Raw genomic sequence first — 21,202 nt, forward strand, 5'->3', positions numbered from 1 at the left:
CTGTGCCGCCGGAGGTGGAGGTCGGGTCGTTGCTCGCGGGCATCGGCAGGGAAGCGACCCTGACCGACGACGAAATCGACCAGCTCGCCGAACGGGACAGAACTCCGTCCGCCCCGCTGGAGCTCGGATGATTGCTGTCTACGGTCAGGCGGCGTGGCCTTTCTCGGCGAGGAACGCCAGCAACTCGTTCACATCCACCACGCGGGGGGTGCTGGTGTCGGACGCGGTGACCGCAGCCTCGACTACCTGTCGAATCCATTCGCCGGTGGACAGCCCGCGATCGGCCGCGAGGGCGCGCACCCGCTCGAGGACCTCAGCGGGCAGGCGCACACTGAACCCGGACATGCGTTCGCCGGTAGGGCGCGCATCCTCGGGCTCCCAGGGGCCGGTGACCGAGTCCATCTGTGTCTCGTTGTTGTCGTAGTAATCCCGAAGCTCGTTCAGCTTGTCCTGGTTCATCTCACTTCGCATTCTTGTTGAAGACTTTGCGCTGATTCGGTGTCATGTCGTAGGCCGTGACGACGTACCAGCGGCCGTCCATCGATTCGGTCGACACCACGAACAAGTACCGCCCGGCAGTCGTGCGGCCGAACAGCAGCGTGGTCTGTTCCCGGCCCGGCTGTAGATACCGTGGTCGTGTTGTCGCCTGCTCGACTTCACCAGGTGCAACCCATGCGCGGCAATGTGGGCCTCGCTGTCATCGATCCAGAGGATCTCGAGCACCAACTCAGTGTAGTACACCGTGTACTACACTGAGTGTGACTGGTCGGCGACAACTGGGTAGCGGGGTTCGCTCGTCGAGTTAGGGCAGGCTGACCTGGGGGTAGCGTGTAGTTCGGGATAGGGTTTGGGGGGCGGAGTTGGCCCCCGCAGCAGTGGACAGACTAGGAGAACGGCAGTGCCGTACATCATCGCTGAACCGTGCGTTGACGTGAAGGACAAGGCGTGCATCGAGGAATGCCCCGTGGATTGCATCTACGAGGGTGGCCGCATGCTCTACATCCAACCCGACGAGTGCGTTGACTGTGGTGCGTGTGAGCCGGTCTGCCCCGTGGAGGCGATCTTCTACGAGGACGACACCCCGGATCAGTGGAGCGGCTACATCAACGCCAACGTCGACTTCTTCGACGAACTCGGGTCGCCCGGCGGCGCGACCAAGGTGGGCAAGGTCGACTACGACCCGGCCTTCATCAAGGCGCTGCCCCCCATGGCCGAAGAATGAGCACAGGGGTGCCGACCCGTGGCCGGGTGAGCAGCCTGCTGCCCGACTTCCCGTGGGACACCATCGCCGCGGTCAAACAGAAAGCCGCCGCACATCCCGGCGGGTTGGTCGACCTGTCCGTCGGCACACCGGTGGACCCGGTCGACCCGTTGATCCAGGCCGCCCTGAGTTCCGTCGCGGCCGTCCCCGGGTACCCGACCACCCACGGCACCCCTGAACTCCGCGCCGCCGCCGTCGCCGCGCTGGCGCGCCGGTTCGGGATCACCGGTGTCGACCCGGCGGCGGTGCTCCCGGTGATCGGCACCAAAGAGCTCATCGCCGGGCTGCCGCGCCTGCTCGGCATCGGCGCCGACGACCTCGTCGTCATCCCCGAGATCGCTTACCCCACTTACGAAGTGGGCGCCCTGCTGGCCGGTGCGAAACCGTGGCGCGCCGACGGCCTCACCCAGATCGGCCCGCAGAATCCGGCGCTGATCTTCGTGAACTCGCCGTCCAACCCCACCGGCAAGGTGCTGCCCGTCGAACACCTGCGCAAGGTGGTGGCCTTCGCCCGGGAACGCGGCGCGATCGTCGCCTCCGACGAGTGCTACCTGGGCCTGGTCTGGGAGGGCGAGGCGGTCTCCATCCTCGACCCGCGCGTCTGCGACGGCGACCACACCGGCCTGCTGGCCATCCACTCCCTGTCGAAGACCTCGAACCTGGCCGGCTACCGCGCCGGTTTCGTCGCGGGCGACCCCGAACTGGTCGCCGAGCTGCTCGAGGTGCGCAAACACTCCGGCATGATGCTGCCCTTCCCCATCCAGGCCGCCATGACCGCCGCCCTCGCCGACGACGCCCACGAGGCGGCCCAGCGCGAGCGGTACCGCGCCCGTCGCGACACCCTGCGAAAAGCCTTGGAGCAGGCCGGTTTCCGCATCGACTTCTCCGAGGCCGGCCTCTACCTGTGGGCCACCCGTGGCGAGGCCTGCCGGGTCACCCTCGACTGGCTCGCCGACCGCGGCATCCTCGCCGCCCCCGGCGACTTCTACGGCCCCCGCTCCCCGGAGCATGTCCGTATCGCCCTCACCGCCACCGACGAACGCATCGCCGAAGCGGCCGCCCGGCTCTCCTGAGACGCCCGGATCCGGTTGCCGCGCCTCCTGTCTAGCGCGCGAATCGGTTGGTGTCCGCACAGTCGAATTCGGCGCGAACAGGATCGAAAGGCTCGCAACACATGCACGGGGTGGATTTGGTCGCGGGCACGGTGTTCGCCGGATATCGGATCGAGCGGGTGCTCGGGCGTGGCGGAATGGGCACCGTGTACCTGGCCGCACACCCACGCCTGCCGCGGCGGGTCGCGCTGAAACTGCTGAATCGCGAACTGTATTCGGACCAGGAGGTGCGGGCCCGGTTCGAGCGCGAGGCCGACGTGTCGGCCCGCCTCGACCATCCCGGCATCGTGTCGGTGCTCGATCGCGGTGTCGAAGACGGGCTGATGTGGATTTCCATGCAGTACGTGGACGGCACCGATGCCTCGGTGTTCCGTGGTCGCCCGCTGGACCCCGCCCGCGCGGTCGACATCATCGCCCAGACCGCCGAGGCGCTCGACTACGCCCACGAGCGCGGTGTGCTGCACCGGGACGTGAAACCCGCCAACATCCTGCTCTCCGCGGGCCGGGGCCGGGATCGCGTGCTGCTCACCGACTTCGGGATCGCCCGCCTGCGCGGCGACGCCCGCCAGCTCACTCGCACCGGCGACTTCCTCGCCACGCTCGCCTACGCCTCGCCCGAGCAATTGTCCGGTGCGACCGTGGATCATCGATCCGACCAATACTCGCTCGGTTGTTCCCTGTACACCTTGCTCACCGGCGAAAGCCCGTTTCCCGCGGACAATCCCGGTGCCGTCGTCGCCGCCCATCTGACCAAGCCCGTGCCACGGGCCTCGGGTCGGGTAAGCGGTCTGGCGCCCGGCCTGGACGCGGTGATCGGCCGTGCCATGGCCAAGGATCCGGCTGAAAGGTTCGCCAGTTGCGCCGAATTCGGTCAGGCGGCGGCTGCGGCATCGGACGGTGCGGCTGCCACCCCGGCACTGATCGGCGCCCCACAGCGCACCGCACCGGCGCTATCGCCCGGGGAAACGCGGCGCTATCCGGCCATGAGTGGTTCCGCCGCACGGCCGACGGCTCCCACCGCAACTTCCACCACTCCAGCCGACCTGCGAACGGCTGCCGCGGCTCATCCGGGTGCTCGCGCGACGCGTCCGCGCGCGGCCGAGGTTCCGGGTAAGGCTGTCTCGTCTCGATGGCGGGCGCTCGCGGTGGGTCTGCTCGTACTCGCCGTGATCGCCGGTGTCGGCGTTGTCGGTGCGGGCGCGGTCTACTGGAAATTCGTTCGCCCGCAGCGTGTTCCGCCGCCGCCGACGTGGGGCGAACACTCTTCGATCGCCTCGGCGTTCCCGAGTTTGATCGCCTCGAATCCGGCCGGTCGTGGCTGGCGCGATGCTGCCTGTGCGCCGACGTCCACGTTCGTGGTCGCCCCCGGTGACCCGGCGCCCCTTCGTCAGATCTCGTGCACCGACGCCGATGGCGTCATCACCTGGTTCACCGCGTACCAGTCCGCCGCCGACGTCGAGAACTATTTCTCCCGCCACACCGTCGTCCACGACATCCGGACCCACCCAGCGCGAAATTCGGCAGTCGCCGTCGCCCGCCCGAGTGATCCGGGCGCCCCCTTCGCCCTCGCGGTGCGGGAGCGCGATCACAGCGCGACTGCCGAGATCCTGGTCGAGGTCTCCTGGCCCGGCCACACCTTCGACGAGACCTACGCATCCTGGTTCGAACAAGCCCCACTCTGAGTCGGCGGATCAACTCAGGGGATCAGCCATGCCCCCACATCTGAAACGCACGTTGGTCAATGCCCCTCAACGCTGGATGGCGGCCTCGTAAGCGGCGAACCTGGAGCGATGGCCTTTCCCGTGGCGAAGTGGTCGGCGAGGTGACGGCGGGGCGCGGCGTTCTGTGATCAGCCGGACGAATGACTCGGTATAACAGGTTCTCATTTGCAGTCTCGATGAGGAGCCGCACGGTGCGTGAATTCTTGTATGAAAACCCAGTTAGAAGCCGATATGTGGGAGGGTTCACGCGACGGCGGTTCCTAGCTGCAACAGGTGTCACTTTGGCGGTGGCGACGGTGGGGAGTCGGGCGCTCGCCTCCGCCGCACCGCTGGCCGACGGGGATACGGTTCCCGCGTTGGTGATCGGCAGCGGATACGGCGGCGCGGTCGCCGCGTTGCGCTTGGCGCAGGCGGGGGTGGACGTGGCGATCGTCGAGATGGGGATGTCGTGGGATGCCCCCGGTCCCGATGGCCGGGTGTTCTGTCCGGTGCTGAAACCGGACGGGCGGTCGTACTGGTTGCGCGAGCGCACCGATCAGCCGGTCGGGTACTTCATGGGCGGCTCGTACAACAAGGACATCGACAGGTACACAGGCGTGCTGGACTCCGAGGACTTCGGCGGGATCCGGGTGTACCAGGGGCGTGGGGTCGGCGGCGGATCGCTCGTGAACGGCGGGATGGCGGTGACGCCGAAGCGGGAGAATTTCGCCGCGATCCTGCCGTCGGTGAATGCCGAGGAGATGTATTCCACCTATTACCCGCGCGCGAATACCGCGCTCGGCGTCAACCACATCGACAAGACGTGGTTCGAATCGGCGGAGTGCTACCAATTCGCGCGCGTGGGCCGCAAACATGCCGAAAGATCCGGTTTCGGTTGGACTTTCGTGCCCAATGTCTACGACTTCGAGTACATGAAAAAGGAGCAGGTGGGCACGGCGACCCGCTCGGCCCTGGCGGGCGAGGTGATCTACGGCAACAACTACGGCAAGCGTTCGCTCGACCGCACCTACCTCGGCGCGGCCGCCGCCACCGGCAAGGTGCGGATCAGCCCGCTGCACAAAGTCACCACGGTCACGCCCGGCGCGGGCGGGTACCGGGTGGAAATGGCCCAGCTCGATTCGAGCGGCGGCACGGTCGCCGTCAAAACCGTGACAGCTCAACGGGTCTTCTTCGCGGCGGGCAGTGTGGGCACGAGCAAATTGCTGGTGGCGATGCGGGCGACGGGCAAACTGCCCGACCTCGCGGGCGCGGTCGGGCAGAAGTGGGGCAACAACGGCAATGTGATGGTCGGCCGTGCCAACCACATGTGGGACGGCACCGGCAGCCTGCAGTCCTCCATGCCCTGCCTCGGCATCGACAACTGGGCGGACCCGGGCGGGCCTGCCTTCGCCGAAGTCGCACCGTTCCCCGCCGGTCTGGAGACCTACGTGAGTCTGTACCTGGCGATCACCAAGAACCCGAACCGTGCGGCGTTCAGCTTCGACTCCGGCACCGGAAAGGTGAACCTGAACTGGCAGAAATCGTGGAATCAGTCGTCGATCAACGCGGCGAAACGCATCTTCGACAAGATCAACGCCAAGGAAGGCACCATCTACCGGACCGACCTGTTCGGCGTCACGAAGACCTGGGGTGACGACTTCACCTACCACCCGCTCGGCGGGTGCGTGCTGAACGAGGCCACCGACAACTACGGCCGCCTGCACGGGTATCCGGGCCTCTACGTCATCGACGGTGCGCTGATCCCCGGCAATACCAGCGTGAATCCGTTCGTCACCATCACCGCGCTGGCCGAGCGCAATATCGAACGGATCATCGCCGACGATCTGTGAGAGCCGGCCGCGAGCCGCGCGGGCAGCTCGCGGCCTGTCGTCAGATCAGCGGCTTGCCCCGCCGCTTGCGCCGCCGCATGTCGGCGAGGGTGACGTCGAAGGGGAGGCTGCGGATGGGGCGTGGCATGCGGCTGCTGATCGCGCCGACGGTGCGCAGCAGGCGGGCGAGGCGGCGTTCGTCGCGGTCGGTCCAGGTGAGGCGGAGTTCGTCGCGCAGGTGGGCGGGGAGCAGGCCGGTGGTGAACCAGCGGTGGAAGCGGGCGAAGGGCCAGCGCAGGGGTGGGTAGAGCATGCGCAGGTCGAGCAGGCCGTCGAAATAGGCCTTGATGGTGTCGTCGACGCTGGTCGCGGCCAGGTTCTCGGTCCAGTACGCGGCGAAGGCCGCGCGATCGGCGGGCCACATCTCGCGCGGTACCTGCAGGGTGGTGCCGAAACGGTGGGCGTACTCGTAGAAGGTATCGGCGGTGTCGTCGTCGACGGGGCCGTGCAGGCGTTCCATCAGGTCGACCGAGCCCCAGTACAGGCAGGCGGCCACCCACATCTGCAGGTTCTTGTCGAAGGCGTTGTACTTCACCGGGCTCTCGGGCGTGGAGTGCACGTGCCGGTGCGCGCCGTTGATCGCGGCCCGGTAGGCGGCGCGGTCCTCGTCGGTGCCCATCATCGCCACCGCCAGATAGGTGATGGTTGTCCTGGTGCGCTTGAAGGGGTGCAGCATGATGCTTCCGCTGTGCACGCGCGATTCCGCGACGCCGTAGCCGACCGGGGCCAGACTGAGCTGCATGATCACGTTCGCCGTTGCGCCGAAGAAGATGGCGGCGCCATCGACGTGATCCCGGATGTCGAAGTCCGCGGGTCCGGTGTGGCTGGACCGCGAATGCGCGAGGCTGGTCATCGTTGACCCCAATTCGTCGGTGAGAGAGTTGTAGCTTGAATGTCTCATTCTGTCGTCGGGGTGTCAACGGACGGTGGCGCGTGCCGCCGGAACGCGCCGGGCTAGCGTGGACGGATGTCCTACGGTCCGCCGCTGCTGCTCGCCTCGTTGAACCCGCTCGCCGTCGCCGCCGGGGACGACCTTCCCGATGCCGTCACCATCGATGATGCCACCGTCTCGCGCGGTGATCTGCTGGGTGCGGCCACCTCGGTCGCCGAACGGATCGGGCGCGCCGAACGGGTCGCGGTGTTGGCCGAGCCGACCCTGCGGACCGTGCTCGCCGTGGTCGGCTGCCTGATCGCCGGGGTGACTGTCGTCCCCGTCCCGCCCGACGCGGGAACCGCTGAGCGCGAACACATCCTGCGCGATTCGGGTGCCCAAGCCTGGCTCGGAGCCGCGCCGACGGACACCGATCTGCCGGTGGTTCCGGTGCGGCTGCACGCCCGGTCCTGGCACACCTACCCCGAGCCCGACCCGTCGGCCATCGCCTTCATCCTCTACACCTCGGGCACCACCGGCGCCCCCAAGGGCGTGCTGCTCAGCCGGGGCGCCATCGCCGCCGGGCTCGACGCGCTCGCCGACGCCTGGAACTGGACGCGCAAAGACACACTCGTGCACGGACTTCCGCTGTTCCACGTGCACGGCCTGATCCTCGGTCTACTCGGACCCCTGCGCATCGGCAGCCGCTTGATCCACACCGGCAAGCCGACCCCCGAGGCCTACGCCGCCGCCGAGGGAACGCTGTACTTCGGGGTGCCGACGGTATGGTCGCGCATCGCCGAAAAGCCGGAAGCGGCCAAGGAATTGAGCCGGGCGCGGCTGCTGGTTTCGGGCAGCGCGCCGCTGCCGGTCCCGGTCTTCGAGAAGCTGGCCGAACTCACCGGGCACGCGCCGGTGGAGCGGTACGGCATGAGCGAAACCATGATCACCCTGTCGACCAGGGCCGATGGTGAACGCAGGCCGGGCTGGGTCGGTACGCCGGTGCGCGGTGTCGAGACCCGGCTGCGCGACGAAGCGGGCAATCCCGTCCCGCACGACGGCGTGAGCATCGGTGGCCTGCAGGTTCGTGGCCCGATGCTGTTCGACGGCTATCTCGGCCGTCCCGATGCCACGGCCCGTGACTGGACCGAGGACGGCTGGTTCCGCACCGGCGATGTCGCCGTCATCGACGCCGACGGTTTCCATCGCATCGTCGGCCGCGAGTCCATCGACCTGATCAAGTCCGGTGGGTACCGGATCGGCGCGGGGGAGATCGAGACGGCCTTGCTCGGGCATCCGGCGGTCGCCGAGGTCGCGGTGGTCGGCCTGCCCGACGACGATCTCGGACAGCGGATCGTCGCCTTCGTCGTCGCCCGTGACGCCGGCTCCGACGACCTCGCGACCGAACTGATCGCGCAGGTAGGCGACCAGCTTTCGGCCCACAAACGGCCGCGCGAGGTCCGCTTCGTCGACGCGCTGCCGCGCAATGCGATGGGCAAGGTGCAGAAGAAGTCGCTGACCTAGCGGTTCGTGCTGCCCCGCGCGCTCAGCCGGCGGATCGGCCCGATCAGGGCGTGATACACCGGACGAACCACGCGCCCCGGCAGGTACCGGTGCCGTTCCTCGGCCCACACTCGTGCCCTGGCGTGCGAGGCCAGTGGCGACCACTTGTCCGGGTCCGGCGGGGCGGCGGTGTGAACTTCGATGCGGCACAGGTGTTTTGTGTTGACGAACCCGTACTGCTTCGGGCTCACCAGCCGGAGCGGGGCGCCGTGGTCGCTGTCGAGGGGTTCGCCGTCGAGCCGGTCGGCGAGGAAGACGTCGTCGGCGAGGGCGTCTTCGAGCTGCACGACCGAGCGGAACTTGTCCAGGCCCTCGAAGCTGAGGTGGGTGATCGTCGTTCCCGGTGCGAGCGCGGGCTCGATCACCAGACGGTAGAAGTCACGGAACGGTGTCCCTTCCCACCGCAGGCCGGTCGCCGACCACCCTGCGACGCAATGGAAGTCGGCCTTCTGCTCGCGGCGGGGCAGCTGCGCCAGTTCGGTGAGTGCGATGGTGACGGGCTCGACCACGGCCCCGCAGACCTCGATCACGGGATGCTCGGGGACCGGCGGCGGCGGGTGATGCAGGTGCGTACCGAAGCGGGGGAATCCGTCGACGGCGCGTTGGCCCGGGGGAAGAAGTGCCATGCCGATCCTCCTGTTATACGACTCCGTATAACAGCTGAAGCTACTCCGTGCCGGTGGCCCGCGTCGAGTATCGGCTTCGTCACCCGGCAACGAAAAGGCCCCGCACTCGAGCGAGTGCGGGGCCTTTCCGTCAGCGGATCAGGGCTGGCCGGTCGCGAACGCGATCACCGCGTCCAGGAACTCCTGACCACCCATCACGTAACCGCCGATCAGCATTCCGGCGGGGATGGTGAACAGCCACAGGAACGGGAAGAACGCGCCGATGATGCCACCGATCGCGATGCCCGGCAGGTTCTTGTTGACCTGGGCCATCAGGCGGTCGTAGGAGCTGATGTCCTTCAGTTCGGCGATGTCGCCGAGCTTCGCGGTGTCCTCCGGCGTCATCGAGGCGGCCAGCTTCACGCTACGGCCGTCCTCGGCGATCTGCGGGGTCACCGAGATCGGCAGACCCGCGACCTCCGAGCGCAGCGCCGTCTGGTCGACGGTGACGCCCTCGGCGTTGCGCAGCAGCACGGCCGAGCCGTCGGCGGCCAGCTCGAAGCGGCCGTTGTCGACCGCCCAGGTGATGGTCTTGTCGGTGGGCGACACCGCCGTGGTGTAGTCGATCCCGTTGCTCACACCCGAAGTCACGCCCCCCGCAGCCACCACCGCGGGCTGTTCGGTCGCCACGGCGGGCTGACCGTTGGCGGTGGCCGCGGTAATCCCCACCGCGACAACCGACATCACAACAGCAGTAGTGAACTTTCCGAACTTCATACTTGAATCCCTCCACATTCGAAAGCCCCCCGACCGGGTGGGCGAATTCAAGCTAGCGGACCCGAAAAGCCTTGCCGCAACGGGATACCCGTCGTCAACAAACCGCAATAAATGCGATATTGCCGAATGCGGGATTCAGTCGTTGGCGTGCAGCGCGGCATTGAGCTCGATACCGGTGCCCGAGCGCTGCACCACTTCCACCGCACCGGTGGTCGAATTGCGGCGGAACAGCAGATTGTTCTGCCCGGCCAGGGTGGCGGCCTTGACGACGGTGCCGTCGGGCGCGGTGACCTTGGTTCCGGCGGTCAGGTACAGGCCCGCCTCGAGCACGCAGTCGTTGCCGAGCGGAATGCCGAGACCCGCGTTGGCGCCGAGCAGGCTGCGCTCACCGACCGAGATGACGGTGGTTCCGCCGCCCGACAGCGTGCCCATCGTCGACGCGCCGCCACCGATATCGGAGCCGTCGCCGACCACGACACCGGCCGAGATACGGCCCTCGACCATCGAGTTGCCGAGGGTGCCTGCGTTGAAGTTCACGAAGCCCTCGTGCATGACGGTGGTGCCCGAGGCCAGGTGCGCGCCGAGGCGGACGCGGTCGGCGTCGCCGATGCGCACACCCGAGGGCACCACGTAGTCGACCATGCGGGGGAACTTGTCGATGCTGTACACGGTCACCGGGCCGCGGGCGCGCAGCTTGATCCGGGTCTGCTCGAAGCCTTCCACCGCGCACGGGCCGTGGTTGGTCCACACCACGTTGCTGAGCAGGCCGAACTGGCCGTCCAGGCTCAGGCCGTGCGGCTGGACCAGGCGGTGCGAGAGCAGGTGCAGGCGCAGGTACACGTCGTGGGCGTCGGTGGGGGCCGCCGACAGGTCCGCGATGGTGGTCCGAACCGCGACCACCTCCACGCCGCGCGCCTCGTCGGGGCCGAGCAGGTCGGCGAACTCCGGCGCGTCGGCCGCGTCGAGGCGCTGGGAGCCGGTCTCGGTGAACTCGCCCAGCTCCGGGCTCGGGTACCAGGTGTCGAGGACGGTGCCGTCCGAGGTGATGGTGGCGATACCGACTGCGCTTGCTCCTTGAGTGCTCACGGGACCACATTTTGCCGCGTCGATCGATGTCGAGGTGGCGCGGGGGCTGTGCGTTGGACCACCCGGTCCGATTCCCGCACCCGGACACCGCGTCGTACCCGCGTACTACTGTCGAGATGTGACTCTCGATTTGCGCGCCGACCCCGTCCAGTTGACCGCCGCCCTGGTCGATGTGCCGAGCGTTTCCCGCGACGAGGCCGCCATCGCGGACCTGGTCGAGCAGGCGCTGCGCGAGCAGACCACCGGTTTCGAGATCAAGCGGCATGGCAATGTGGTGCTGGCGCGCACGAACCTCGGCCTGCCCACCCGGGTGATCCTGGCCGGGCACCTGGACACGGTGCCCATCGCCGACAACGTGCCGAGCAGGCCCGCCGAGGTGAACGGGGAGCCGGTGCTGTTCGGCTGCGGCACCGTCGACATGAAGTCCGGTGACGCGGTATTCCTGCACCTGGCCGCCACCATCACCGACCCGGCCCACGACCTCACGCTCATCTTCTACGACGGCGAGGAGATCGCCGCCGAGTTCAACGGCCTCAACCACATCGAGCGCGATATGCCCGAGTGGCTCGACGGCGACCTCGCCGTGCTCGGCGAACCCTCCGGCGGCTGGATCGAGGCGGGCTGCCAGGGCACGCTGCGGGTGCGGTTGAGCACCTCGGGTGTGCGCGCGCATTCGGCCCGGGCCTGGTTGGGGGAGAACGCGATTCACGCGCTGGCGCCGGTGCTGGAACGGCTGGCCGCCTACGAGGCGCGCCAGGTCGACATCGACGGCTGCGTGTACCGCGAAGGGCTCTCGGCGGTGCGCGTCTCCGGTGGCGTCGCGGGCAATGTGGTGCCCGACGTGGCCGAGGTGGACGTGAACTTCCGCTACGCCCCCGACCGCACGGTCGAGCAGGCCATCGCCCACGTGCGCGAGGTCTTCGACGGGCTCGACGTGAGTTTCCGGGTCACCGATTCCTCGCCCGGCGCCCTGCCCGGTCTCACCGCACCGGCCGCGCGCAGCCTCATCGACTCGGTCAACGCCCACGGCGGCGGCGGAGTGCGCGCCAAGTACGGCTGGACCGACGTCTCACGCTTCGCCGCCCGTGGCATCCCCGCCGTGAACTTCGGTCCCGGCGACCCCAACCTCGCCCACAAGCGCGACGAACACGTCCCGCTCAGCCAGATCACCGCCGTCACCGCCATGCTGCGCACCTACCTCACCGCGGGTGCCCAGTAGCGTGGAGGACATGTCGAGCGATTCCGTGGATGAACAGGTGGGGAAGGCCAAACCGAAGTTCCGTGGGCCGGTGATGTTCCGACGCGAACGCAAGCCGGGAGCACGGACCGCGGACCGCAATCTTCTCGACACCCGTCAGGACAGCGAGTGGGTGCACACCGATCCGTGGCGGGTGCTGCGGATCCAGGCCGAGTTCGTCGAGGGCTTCGGCGCACTGGCCGAGGTGCCGCCCGCCGTCACGGTGTTCGGCTCGGCGCGCACGCCGGTCGACCACCCGGAGTACGCGGCGGCACGGGCGATCGGGTCCGCGCTCACCGACGCCGGTTTCGCGATCATCACCGGCGGCGGTCCCGGGGCGATGGAGGCGGCCAACCGGGGGTCCTCGGAGGCGGGCGGGTACTCGATCGGCCTCGGTATCGAGCTGCCGTTCGAACAGGGCCTCAACGACTGGGTGGACCTGGGGATCAACTTCCGCTACTTCTTCGTCCGCAAGACGATGTTCGTGAAGTACTCGCAGGCCTTCGTCTGCCTGCCCGGCGGTTTCGGCACCCTCGACGAACTGTTCGAGGCGCTCACCCTGGTGCAGACCCGCAAGATCACCCGCTTCCCGATCATCCTGTTCGGCACGGCCTACTGGTCCGGGCTGGTGGAGTGGATGCGCAGTTCGCTGGCCGGCTCGGGCAAGATCTCGCCGGAGGATCTCGACCTCATCCAGGTCACCGACAGCGTCGAAGACGTGGTGCGCATCGTCAAGGAGGCGACCGGCGGGCGCGGCGGCGACATCGAACGGCTCGGCACCGAGGACCAGTGGTGAGCTACTCGATCTGCGTCTACTGCTCGGCGAGTACCACCGAACCGGAACTGATCGACCTGGCCTCCCAGGTGGGCACCGAAATCGCCCGTCGCGGTTGGCAACTCGTGTCCGGTGGCGGCCGGGTGTCGATGATGGGCGCGGTCGCGGCGGCCGCGCGCGCGGGCGGCGCGCACACCGTCGGGGTGATCCCCAAGCACCTGGTGCACCGCGAGGTCGCCGATACCGCCGCCGACGAACTGCTCGTCACCGACACCATGCGCCAGCGCAAACAGCTGATGGAGGAACGCGCCGACGCCTTCCTCACCCTGCCCGGCGGTGTCGGCACGCTCGAGGAATTCTTCGAAACCTGGACCGGCGGCTACCTGGGCGAACACACCAAACCCGTGGTCGTGCTCGACGCCGACGGTTTCTACCGCGGGCTGTTCGGCTGGTTGGACGAGCTGTTCGAGCGCAAGATTGTCACACAGCAGGCGCGCGACCGCATCGTCGTGGCCGCCGACCTGCCAGCCGCGTTCGCCGCGTTGACACCGGCCGCGGCCCGAGGGTAGGAGATCGACGTGAGCAACGACGCCCGCGACACCGTCAGTGTGTTGGACCTGGCCAAGAAGCTGCCGGGCATGGCCATGGACGCGCCGCGCATGCTGCGCAACGCACCGGGAATGCTGGTGGGGCCCAAGGACAAAGCCTCCATCGGCAAGTACTTCCAGCGGCTCGCCCACCGGCGGCCCGACCGGGTGTTCCTGCGTTTCGAAGGCCGTTCCTACACCTACCGCGCCGCCAACAGCGAGGTGAACCGGTACGCCGCAGTGCTTTCCGCGCGGGGAGTGGATCGCGGCGACGTGGTCGGCGTGCTGATGACCAACCGTCCCGAGACGCTGTTCACGGTCCTCGCGGTGCTCAAACTCGGCGCCACCGTCGGGTTGCTCAACTACAACCAGCGCGATCAGGTGCTGGCCCACAGCATCGGTCTGCTCGACAGCGTGCTGGTCGTGGTCGGCGAGGAATGCCTGGAAGCGCTCGAGTCGCTGCCCGAGGCACCGGCGAACGTGCTCATGTCCGAGGAACTCGCCGAATCCGCGCGTGGCGCAACGGCTTCCGACCCGGCGGTCTGTGAGCAGGTGACGGCGGGCGAACGCGCGTTCCTGATCTTCACCTCCGGCACCACCGGCATGCCGAAGGCCAGCGTGATGACCCACCTGCGCTGGACCAAGAGCATGGCCGGACTCGGCGGGCTCGGTGTGCGGTTGCGCGGCGACGACGCGCTGTACTGCTGCCTGCCGCTGTATCACAACAACGCGCTCACGGTGGCGTTGTCGGCGGTGCTCGCGGGCGAGGCGACTTATGTGCTGGCGCGCAAGTTCTCCGCCTCCGGGTTCTGGTCGGAGATCGCCCGCGAAGGGGCAACGGCGTTCATCTACATCGGCGAACTGTGCCGATATCTGCTCAACCAGCCGGTGCGGCCCGACGAGGAGAACAACCGGGTGCGGTTGGTCGTCGGCAACGGACTGCGCCCCGAACTGTGGGACGAGTTCCGCCGTCGCTTCGGGGTCGACCGAGTGGTGGAGTTCTACGGGTCGAGCGAGGCGCCGCTGGCCTTCGTCAACGCCTTCGGTGTCGACCGCACGGCCGGGCTGTGTCCGCTGCCGTACGCGGTGGTCGAATACGACGACGAGACCGGTAAGCCGCGCCGCGGACCGGACGGGAAGCTGCGCAAGGTGCGTTCCGGCGGCGTCGGGCTGTTGCTGGCGAAGGTGAACAACCGTCAGCCCTTCGACGGATACACCGATGCGAAGGCCTCCGAATCCAAGCTGGTCCGCGACGGCTTCAAGAAGGGCGACTGCTGGTTCGATACCGGCGACCTGGTGCGCGACCAGCACTTCTGGCACATCGCGTTCGTCGACCGGCTCGGTGACACCTTCCGCTGGAAGGGCGAGAACGTCGCGACCACCGAGGTGGAGGGCGCGCTCGATCAGCACCCGAGCGTCGAGCAGGCGGTGGTGTTCGGGGTGGACATTCCCGGCACCGACGGCAAAGCGGGCATGGCCGCGATCACCCTGCACCCCGACACCGAATTCGACGGTAAGGGGCTGGCCGCCACCGTCTACGAGCGGTTGCCGCTCTACGCGATCCCGCTGTTCGTCCGGGTGGTCGCCGAACTCGAGCAGACCTCCACCTTCAAGAGCCGCAAGGTGGAACTGCGCAAGCAGGGCTACGCCGCCGACGCCGAGGGGCAGCTGTACGTGCTCAGCGGACCGACCGAGGGCTACGTCGCGGCCTACGACGGCTACGCCGACGACGTCGCCGCGGGTAGAGCTCCGCGATAGCGATGCCTGAGCCCACCTTCTGTGGTCGGCCCGTGCCGACCGATCGCGCGCTGGTGATGGCGATCGTGAACCGCACCCCCGACTCGTTCTACGACCGGGGCGCCACCTTCACCGACCGGGCGGCGATGGACCGGGTGACGCGGGCCGTCGACGAAGGCGCCGATCTGGTCGACATCGGCGGGGTGAAGGCGGGACCGGGCGACACGGTCGACGCGGACGAGGAAACGCGGCGGGTGGTTCCGTTCGTCGCGGCGATCCGGGAGAAGTACCCGGACCTGTTGATCAGTGTGGACACCTGGCGCGGCAAGGTCGCCAGGGACGCCGTGGCGGCCGGTGCCGACCTCGTCAACGACACCTGGGCCGGGGCCGACCCCGAGCTGGTGCACGTGGCCGCCGACCTGGGTGCCGGGATCGTCTGCAGCCACACCGGTGGCGCCGTGCCGCGGACCCGTCCGCACCGGGTGCGCTACGCCGATGTGGTCGCCGAAGTGACCGCCACCGTGGCCGCCGCGGCCGAACGCGCGGCGGCGGCTGGGGTGCGTCGCGACGGAATCGTGATCGATCCCACACACGATTTCGGAAAAAACACCTATCACGGGCTCGAGTTGTTGCGCGGAATCGACAGTCTCGTAAAAACCGGATGGCCAGTGCTGATGGCCCTGAGCAACAAGGACTTCATCGGGGAGACTCTAGGTGTCGGTCTGACCGAGAGGGTCGAGGGCACACTGGCGGCAACCGCGTGGTCGGCCGCCGCGGGCGCTCGGGTCTTCCGGGTTCACGAAGTCGCCGAGACCCGGCGGGTCGTGGACATGATCGCCGCAATCCAGGGCATCCGGCCCCCCGCACGAACTCTGCGAGGTCTGGCATGAAAATCCAACACCGCGAGCCCGCCTGGGCCACTACCCACACCTGGGACACCCCGGACTGGACGGTCGGCGACCTCGTCGCCGCCAAAGCGGGCCGCACCGTTTCGGTGGTGCTGCCCGCCCTCGACGAACAGGACACCGTCGCCGACGTGGTGGCCAGTATCCGGCCGCTGCTCGGCACCCTCGTCGACGAGCTGATCGTGCTCGACTCCGGATCCACCGATGCCACCGCCGAACGTGCGCGTCGCGCGGGCGCCGAGGTGGTGACCCGCGAGGAGGCCGTACCCGAGCTCGAACCGGTCGCGGGCAAGGGCGAGGCGCTGTGGCGGTCGCTGGCCTGCACCTCCGGTGACCTCATCGCCTTCGTCGACTCCGATCTCATCGATCCCGATCCGGCGTTCGTGCCCAAGCTGCTCGGCCCGCTGCTGACCATGCCCGGCACCCACCTGTCCAAGGCTTACTACCGGCGCCCGCTGCGCCACGGCGAGTCCGTCGACGCCAACGGCGGTGGCCGGGTCACCGAACTGGTCGCCCGTCCCCTGCTGGCGGCGCTGCGCCCCGAACTGGTCCAGGTGCTGCAACCGCTCGGCGGCGAATACGCCGGCACCCGCGAACTGCTCACCGCCGTCCCCTTCGCCCCCGGCTACGGCGTGGAGATCGGCCTGCTGCTCGACACCTACGATCGCCTGGGTCTCGACGCCATCACCCAGGTGAACCTGGGCGTGCGCACCCACCGCAATCGCCCGCTGTCGGACCTGGGCGTGATGAGCCGCCAGATCCTCGGCACCGCCCTGCGCCGCAGCGGCGTCCCCGACTCCGGCGCCCCCCTCACCCAATTCCCCCTCATCGCAGGCGAATTCATCCCCCACACCACCGAGGTCTCCCTCGAAGACCGCCCCCCGATGAAAACGCTGCGCCCCGAACAGGTCGCCGCCTGACGATCCACCCTCCGACCGCCTTGTCGTCGCGATGAGGCGGTCTTCGGCGTGCGCACCCCTTGCCCTCGCCGCCGCTGATCCGTACTGTTTGCCGGTTCGGGCGGATCAGCTTGCAGGAGAAGAAGTTCAGTGGCCTTGGAGGTTCAGTGGAACGGCTGTGTCCGTTGTCGGCATTGCGGAGCGTCACCGGCCATCGATGTGGATCTCGTCGGCCACTGGGGTCTGCTGCTCTTCCGGGTGGAAACCACGGAGGAAGGCCCGTTCTGCCGCGACTGCGGGTTGGCGACCTACCGTGAGATCACCATCGGCAGCGCGTGGTTCGGGTGGTGGGGCGTGCAATCGCTGTTCTACAACCTGGGCGGATTCGCCGTCAATGCCAGGACCCGGCGCCGGATCGCGGCGTTGCCCGCGCCCGAGACCGGATGGGGCCATCGGCCGATGGATCCGGGCAAACCGCTGTTCCGGCGTATCGGCGCGCTCGGGTTCACCATCCCGTTTCTCGTCGTGCTCGGACTCGTGTACGTCGAGTACCTGAGGGATCAGATCGCTATCGAGGAATCTATGCAGCGCGTCACCGCCGGGCAGTGTGTGGGTCCGATGACGGTCGGCTGGTTCGGCGACGAGGTTCGCTGGCAGCAGGTCGCGTGCTCGGATCCGGCGGCGGCGGGCCGGGTGTTGCGGAAGGTGGTCGGCTCGGCGTCGGATCCCGCAGATGCCGCTGACTGTGCGGGACTGCCGACGACGCTGCACGCCCACTCGGAGCGGGATTTCGTCGTCTGTGTCGGACCACGGTGACCCGGTGCGGGTAGGCGATCGCGCGGCCGTCGGTTGTGCGGCCGGGATCAAGTGGTTCGCGGGTGGATCGGGCCGGTCAGGGTTGACAGGGGCTCGGCTGAGGCGTTGGTCCGGGTCACCAGGATTTGAGCGAGGATGGAGATGGCAGTTTCTTCGGGGGTGTGGGCGCCGAGATCCAGGCCGAGGGGGCTGTGGATGCGGGTGATGGCCTGGGGGGAGACGCGCTGGTCGCGGAGGCGGGCAACGCGGTCGCTGTGTGCTCGGCGGGAACCGAGGGCGCCGATGAAGGCGACTGCAGGCAGAGCGAGGGCGGTGGCCAGCATGGGGACGTCGAATTTGGGGTCGTGGGTGAGGACGCAGACCACCGTACGGTCGTCGATGCGGTCTGCCGCGGCTTCGGCGGCCAGGTAGCGGTGGGGCCAGTCGACGACCACTTCGTCGGCGGTGGGGAAAAGTGCGGGGGTGGTGAAGGTTTCGCGGGCGTCGACGACGGTGACGCGGTAGCCGAGTCGAGTGGCTGCGGTGGCGAGGGCGCGGGTGTAGTCGTTGGCGCCTGCCAGGATCATGCGGGCGGGGGAGCGGAACACCTGGACGAAGGTGCGGGGGCGGGTCGTGGCGGCAGGCGTGCAGTCCTGGGCGCCGACCATGCCGTTGTGGCCCGCGGTGAGCAGCGCGGCCGCGTCCTGGTCGAGGCCGCGCCACGGCGTGACCTGCCCGGGCCGCAGCAGCCGGCGATCCGGGGTGGATTCGAGAGTCGTGGCGTAGGCGATGGGCTGGTGCGCGGTGAGCGCGGCACGCAGCTCGTGGAGCAGCGCAAGATCGGCGTGGTCGAGCCGTTCGACGAAGACCTCGATCTCTCCGCCACACGGCAGTCCGACGGTGAGCTCGTCGGCTGCCGCGAACCGCTCCACACAGGCCGAGCCGTCGGCGAGCACCTGTCGGGCCGTCACCAGCAGCGCCGCCTCCACGCATCCACCGGAGAGCGAGCCGACGACCCGACCATCCGGGGTGACCACCATCGCGGCCCCGGTATCGCGTGGCACCGCGCCGATCCGGTCGACGATCCGGGCCAGCGCCACCGGCCCCTCGGCGAGCAGATCGAGCACCTGCCCGAGCAGATCGCGCATCGCCCACCGGCCTCTCCACCGACTGTGACCTTTCGGTCCAGCCTAGCTAACCGCGAGCATCCCGGCGCGGGGAAAGCTCAGTCGAGGATCTCGCGGTGCTGCAGCCCGGCGGGCACGGCGCCCTGATGGAAGAACTCGTGGAAGATCTGCGCCGCGTACTCGGCGGTGAAGACCTCCTCCGGGTAGACGTAGGTGTCGTCGTCGCCGTGTGGCACATACACCGTCGGCAGCCCGAGGCGGCTGCCCGGAAATCCGAGGGTGTAGCGGCGCGGCAGATGATCGACCGTGGTGCGCAGCTGCAGCGTCATGGCGTCGGCCGAGCCGGTGCAGCGCAACGCCAGATCGCCACGGGCCGCGCTCACCGATGCCGTCACCTCGGTGGCGGGCATGGGCTCGGGCAGCACCGTCAGATCGAGCGCGAAGCGCTGATGACCGTCCATCCGGCGCAGTGGGCGCAGGAAGCTGTCCACGTCCTCGTGCGGGCCGATGAAGACCTTCAAACGGTCGCTGTAGGTCACGCGGTGGGTCGTTACGACCACCTCACCGCCGACAGAGTCGATGTCGGACGGGGGAACAGGCCGGGGGCCCGCGACGCCGACCGCGCGCACGGGCAGGACCCGGCAGGCATTGGCCTCGGGAGACGAGAACATGTGAAGCTCACCTACTCACACTCGGTTACTCGCTAGCAATCTAACCATCGGGCTCGGGTTGTGATCTATAACATTACCGTGATGCAGATCACAAAGTAGCCGTTGTTTAGATGCAGTTATGGGCGAGTCCGGTTCGCAGCGGACTTTTGGTCGGTTTCGTGCCGATAAACCGGGGTGAGTAGATCCGCATCGACCGGTTCGCCGGTCGTGCGGTCGTATCGCACGGCGATGAGAACCGAGAACAGATGGGTGCTCGCCCGCTCGTGCAGCGTGGCCAGCCGGGTGGCCAGCAACCGGATCGCACCCAGCGATCCCGGCGGGTGCAGCCCGTCGATGAGCATCACGGTGCCGCGCCGGTCGGGGCGGGGCAGCCGGGCCAGATAGGCGATGTCGTGTGGTTCGGTGCCGCCGGGCCGGTAGACGCGGCGCGCGGCCCGGTCCTCGATGCCGCGCCGGGTGTCGCCCGCGCGGGTGACGGTGCGGCGCAGTCGTGGATCGGCCGCCACCAGCTGACGCAGGCTCGGGGACAGCTCGGGCCCGCCGAGGATTACCAGGCCGTCGCGATTGAGATCGATGGGTCTGCCCGGCAGGAACGTCTCGACCGTCGCCACGAATCCGAGCTGGCGCAGCAGCTCGGCCAGCCGTTGCGCGGCCGCCGGATCGGGTGCGCCGAGCAGCCTGCCCGTGCGGACCTCCGGGGCCAGCACGGTGAGCGTGCCGTGCCCGAAGAACAGCCCTTCGGGCACCGGACCCTGGGTGCTCACCTGGTGGATGCGCGCCCGCGACAAGCCGGCGGCGGCACCGATGCGGGCGAACGTCCAGCCCTCGGCATGGAGTTCGCGGATCACGGCGCGGCGGATCCTGGTGAGTTCGTTGATGGTCTGCTGGGCAGCCGCCACCCCGTCGGTGGCTGCTTTGAGTCTCTCGACCTTGTCTTCGATCGCGAAGACTCGTGCCACGTCATCGGCCGACATGTGCGAAGTCTAGACAGCTGGACGCCGATTCGTGTCTATAACGATTGACATCGAATGTCTTGGCGCACAACGCCGATCGCGGAATGTCTGTCGGCAACCACAAAGACGGCGAGGTCGGCGCGGGCATCGGCGGTACGCGCGACCGGGTGGCAAATGACGACCGTGTGGTCTGTTCGCCGGTGTCAGGTGGCGTCGGAGTCGATCGGCGGCCGCTCGTTGTGCTCCAACGGCTTCGGCGCCTTCGACAACGAGGGCCCGGTGCCGGGCATTCCGCTGCTCGTGCCGAACAGCTCCTTGCGGTCCGGCACGGCCTTCTCCAGATCGCGCAGCACCGAGTCGTCGCCGCCCAGCAGGTGCTTGGTGACCGCGGCACGCGGTGTCATCCCGCGCAGCTCGTTGAGTTCGGCGAGCGGTTTGCGCAGCTCGTCGAACTCCGGGCCGAGTTCCTGCTTGAGCGTGGAGGTGGCCCCGCTGGCGTAGTCGCGCACCTGACGAAGCGACGACGTGGTCCAGCGGATCGCCCCGGGCAGGCGCTCCGGGCCGAGGATCACGAGGGCGGCGACGAGCAGGATCATCATCTCGCTCCACCCGATGTTGCTGAACACGATCCCAGGTTACCCGGCGCGCGTCG

22 protein-coding genes are annotated in these 21,202 nt (G+C 68.4%); 13 read left to right on the forward strand and 9 right to left on the reverse strand.

All coding sequences use genetic code 11. The features are described 5' to 3' along the window. Nucleotides 1–2 precede the first annotated feature (2 nt). The gene (locus tag AB0I35_RS20125; protein WP_357397605.1) at nt 3–131 is read left to right on the forward strand and encodes a hypothetical protein; all 129 of its coding nucleotides are present in this window, start codon (nt 3–5) and stop codon (nt 129–131) included. A gap of 13 nt (nt 132–144) precedes the next feature. Here AB0I35_RS20125 and AB0I35_RS20130 read toward each other — a convergent pair whose 3' ends face one another. Continuing rightward, complete coding sequence (locus tag AB0I35_RS20130; protein ID WP_357397606.1) at nt 145–459, reverse strand: ribbon-helix-helix domain-containing protein; 315 nt, start codon at nt 457–459, stop codon at nt 145–147. Between the two features lie 439 nt (nt 460–898). Between AB0I35_RS20130 and fdxA the strand changes: the two genes are divergently transcribed. The 4 genes from fdxA (at nt 899) to AB0I35_RS20150 (ending at nt 5,923) form a co-directional block, all read left to right on the forward strand. Beyond that, complete coding sequence (gene fdxA / locus AB0I35_RS20135) at nt 899–1,222, forward strand: ferredoxin (protein ID WP_022566345.1); 324 nt, start codon at nt 899–901, stop codon at nt 1,220–1,222. After that, nucleotides 1,219–2,334, forward strand: coding sequence for a succinyldiaminopimelate transaminase (gene dapC / locus AB0I35_RS20140; RefSeq protein ID WP_357397607.1), 1,116 nt, complete (start codon nt 1,219–1,221; stop codon nt 2,332–2,334). The genes fdxA and dapC overlap by 4 nt, the downstream gene beginning before the upstream one ends. A gap of 101 nt (nt 2,335–2,435) precedes the next feature. Continuing rightward, nucleotides 2,436–4,055: a serine/threonine-protein kinase gene (locus tag AB0I35_RS20145; protein WP_357397608.1), complete on the forward strand. Its 1,620-nt coding sequence runs from the start codon at nt 2,436–2,438 to the stop codon at nt 4,053–4,055. Nucleotides 4,056–4,270: 215 nt separating this feature from the next. Next, nucleotides 4,271–5,923: a GMC oxidoreductase gene (locus AB0I35_RS20150; RefSeq protein ID WP_357397609.1), complete on the forward strand. Its 1,653-nt coding sequence runs from the start codon at nt 4,271–4,273 to the stop codon at nt 5,921–5,923. Between the two features lie 40 nt (nt 5,924–5,963). Here the strand turns inward: AB0I35_RS20150 and AB0I35_RS20155 are convergent, their stop codons facing one another. Then, nucleotides 5,964–6,815 (reverse strand): oxygenase MpaB family protein, encoded by an 852-nt coding sequence (locus AB0I35_RS20155; protein WP_357397646.1) that lies wholly within the window; start codon nt 6,813–6,815, stop codon nt 5,964–5,966. Between the two features lie 114 nt (nt 6,816–6,929). Between AB0I35_RS20155 and AB0I35_RS20160 the strand changes: the two genes are divergently transcribed. Then, entirely contained in the window at nt 6,930–8,357 is a 1,428-nt protein-coding gene (locus AB0I35_RS20160) for an acyl-CoA synthetase (protein ID WP_357397610.1), read from the forward strand. On the opposite strand, the gene AB0I35_RS20165 is transcribed toward AB0I35_RS20160, so the two are convergent. The 3 genes from AB0I35_RS20165 to dapD form a co-directional block, all read right to left on the reverse strand. After that, complete coding sequence (locus tag AB0I35_RS20165; protein WP_357397611.1) at nt 8,354–9,022, reverse strand: molybdopterin-dependent oxidoreductase; 669 nt, start codon at nt 9,020–9,022, stop codon at nt 8,354–8,356. The genes AB0I35_RS20160 and AB0I35_RS20165 overlap by 4 nt on opposite strands. Before the next feature lie 138 nt (nt 9,023–9,160). After that, nucleotides 9,161–9,778 (reverse strand): hypothetical protein, encoded by a 618-nt coding sequence (locus AB0I35_RS20170; RefSeq protein ID WP_067485760.1) that lies wholly within the window; start codon nt 9,776–9,778, stop codon nt 9,161–9,163. A gap of 135 nt (nt 9,779–9,913) precedes the next feature. Next, complete coding sequence (dapD, locus tag AB0I35_RS20175) at nt 9,914–10,864, reverse strand: 2,3,4,5-tetrahydropyridine-2,6-dicarboxylate N-succinyltransferase (RefSeq protein ID WP_357397613.1); 951 nt, start codon at nt 10,862–10,864, stop codon at nt 9,914–9,916. A gap of 118 nt (nt 10,865–10,982) precedes the next feature. Here dapD and dapE point away from each other — a divergent pair, with 118 nt between their 5' ends. From dapE to AB0I35_RS20210, 7 genes are all read left to right on the forward strand, one after another. Further along, the gene (gene dapE, locus AB0I35_RS20180; RefSeq protein WP_357397614.1) at nt 10,983–12,083 is read left to right on the forward strand and encodes a succinyl-diaminopimelate desuccinylase; all 1,101 of its coding nucleotides are present in this window, start codon (nt 10,983–10,985) and stop codon (nt 12,081–12,083) included. A 10-nt stretch (nt 12,084–12,093) separates the two neighbouring features. Further along, nucleotides 12,094–12,897: a TIGR00730 family Rossman fold protein gene (locus AB0I35_RS20185; protein WP_357397616.1), complete on the forward strand. Its 804-nt coding sequence runs from the start codon at nt 12,094–12,096 to the stop codon at nt 12,895–12,897. Beyond that, a complete protein-coding gene (locus AB0I35_RS20190; RefSeq protein WP_225278779.1) occupies nt 12,891–13,445 on the forward strand; it encodes a TIGR00730 family Rossman fold protein in 555 nt (184 codons plus the stop codon). Before AB0I35_RS20185 ends, AB0I35_RS20190 begins: the two co-directional genes overlap by 7 nt. A 9-nt stretch (nt 13,446–13,454) precedes the next feature. After that, complete coding sequence (locus AB0I35_RS20195) at nt 13,455–15,221, forward strand: long-chain-acyl-CoA synthetase (RefSeq protein WP_357397618.1); 1,767 nt, start codon at nt 13,455–13,457, stop codon at nt 15,219–15,221. Nucleotides 15,222–15,223: 2 nt separating this feature from the next. Continuing rightward, nucleotides 15,224–16,090, forward strand: a complete 867-nt coding sequence (gene folP / locus AB0I35_RS20200) for a dihydropteroate synthase (protein WP_357397619.1) — start codon at nt 15,224–15,226, stop codon at nt 16,088–16,090. Then, the gene (locus tag AB0I35_RS20205) at nt 16,087–17,025 is read left to right on the forward strand and encodes a glucosyl-3-phosphoglycerate synthase (RefSeq protein ID WP_357397621.1); all 939 of its coding nucleotides are present in this window, start codon (nt 16,087–16,089) and stop codon (nt 17,023–17,025) included. Before folP ends, AB0I35_RS20205 begins: the two co-directional genes overlap by 4 nt. Before the next feature lie 129 nt (nt 17,026–17,154). Further along, nucleotides 17,155–17,820: a hypothetical protein gene (locus AB0I35_RS20210; RefSeq protein WP_357397622.1), complete on the forward strand. Its 666-nt coding sequence runs from the start codon at nt 17,155–17,157 to the stop codon at nt 17,818–17,820. Between the two features lie 47 nt (nt 17,821–17,867). Here AB0I35_RS20210 and AB0I35_RS20215 read toward each other — a convergent pair whose 3' ends face one another. The 4 genes from AB0I35_RS20215 to tatB all read right to left on the reverse strand — a co-directional run bounded on the left by AB0I35_RS20215 (nt 17,868) and on the right by tatB (nt 21,176). Beyond that, complete coding sequence (locus AB0I35_RS20215; protein ID WP_357397624.1) at nt 17,868–18,947, reverse strand: XdhC family protein; 1,080 nt, start codon at nt 18,945–18,947, stop codon at nt 17,868–17,870. Between the two features lie 77 nt (nt 18,948–19,024). Beyond that, nucleotides 19,025–19,597 carry a hypothetical protein gene (locus AB0I35_RS20220; RefSeq protein WP_357397625.1) on the reverse strand — a complete coding sequence of 191 codons (573 nt, stop codon included), beginning with the start codon at nt 19,595–19,597 and terminating at the stop codon, nt 19,025–19,027. A 116-nt stretch (nt 19,598–19,713) separates the two neighbouring features. Next, nucleotides 19,714–20,571, reverse strand: coding sequence for a hypothetical protein (locus tag AB0I35_RS20225; RefSeq protein WP_357152361.1), 858 nt, complete (start codon nt 20,569–20,571; stop codon nt 19,714–19,716). 182 nt (nt 20,572–20,753) lie between these two features. Further along, a complete protein-coding gene (gene tatB / locus AB0I35_RS20230; protein ID WP_357397627.1) occupies nt 20,754–21,176 on the reverse strand; it encodes a Sec-independent protein translocase protein TatB in 423 nt (140 codons plus the stop codon). Nucleotides 21,177–21,202 lie beyond the last annotated feature (26 nt).

Source organism: Nocardia sp. NPDC050378 (genome assembly GCF_040655675.1).
Classification (GTDB): Bacteria; Actinomycetota; Actinomycetes; order Mycobacteriales; family Mycobacteriaceae; genus Nocardia; species Nocardia coubleae.

Coding starts and splice junctions, on each gene's coding strand:
- AB0I35_RS20225 (WP_357152361.1), bottom strand. CDS start 20,571: ATGTCGGCCGATGACGTGGCACGAGTCTTCGCGATCGAAGACAAGGTC.
- AB0I35_RS20130 (WP_357397606.1), bottom strand. CDS start 459: ATGAACCAGGACAAGCTGAACGAGCTTCGGGATTACTACGACAACAAC.
- AB0I35_RS20150 (WP_357397609.1), top strand. CDS start 4,271: ATGAGGAGCCGCACGGTGCGTGAATTCTTGTATGAAAACCCAGTTAGA.
- AB0I35_RS20215 (WP_357397624.1), bottom strand. CDS start 18,947: ATGCGCGATCTGCTCGGGCAGGTGCTCGATCTGCTCGCCGAGGGGCCG.
- AB0I35_RS20220 (WP_357397625.1), bottom strand. CDS start 19,597: ATGTTCTCGTCTCCCGAGGCCAATGCCTGCCGGGTCCTGCCCGTGCGC.
- AB0I35_RS20155 (WP_357397646.1), bottom strand. CDS start 6,815: ATGACCAGCCTCGCGCATTCGCGGTCCAGCCACACCGGACCCGCGGAC.
- AB0I35_RS20165 (WP_357397611.1), bottom strand. CDS start 9,022: ATGGCACTTCTTCCCCCGGGCCAACGCGCCGTCGACGGATTCCCCCGC.
- AB0I35_RS20145 (WP_357397608.1), top strand. CDS start 2,436: ATGCACGGGGTGGATTTGGTCGCGGGCACGGTGTTCGCCGGATATCGG.
- AB0I35_RS20170 (WP_067485760.1), bottom strand. CDS start 9,778: ATGAAGTTCGGAAAGTTCACTACTGCTGTTGTGATGTCGGTTGTCGCG.
- folP (WP_357397619.1), top strand. CDS start 15,224: ATGCCTGAGCCCACCTTCTGTGGTCGGCCCGTGCCGACCGATCGCGCG.
- AB0I35_RS20160 (WP_357397610.1), top strand. CDS start 6,930: ATGTCCTACGGTCCGCCGCTGCTGCTCGCCTCGTTGAACCCGCTCGCC.
- AB0I35_RS20205 (WP_357397621.1), top strand. CDS start 16,087: ATGAAAATCCAACACCGCGAGCCCGCCTGGGCCACTACCCACACCTGG.
- dapC (WP_357397607.1), top strand. CDS start 1,219: ATGAGCACAGGGGTGCCGACCCGTGGCCGGGTGAGCAGCCTGCTGCCC.
- AB0I35_RS20185 (WP_357397616.1), top strand. CDS start 12,094: ATGTCGAGCGATTCCGTGGATGAACAGGTGGGGAAGGCCAAACCGAAG.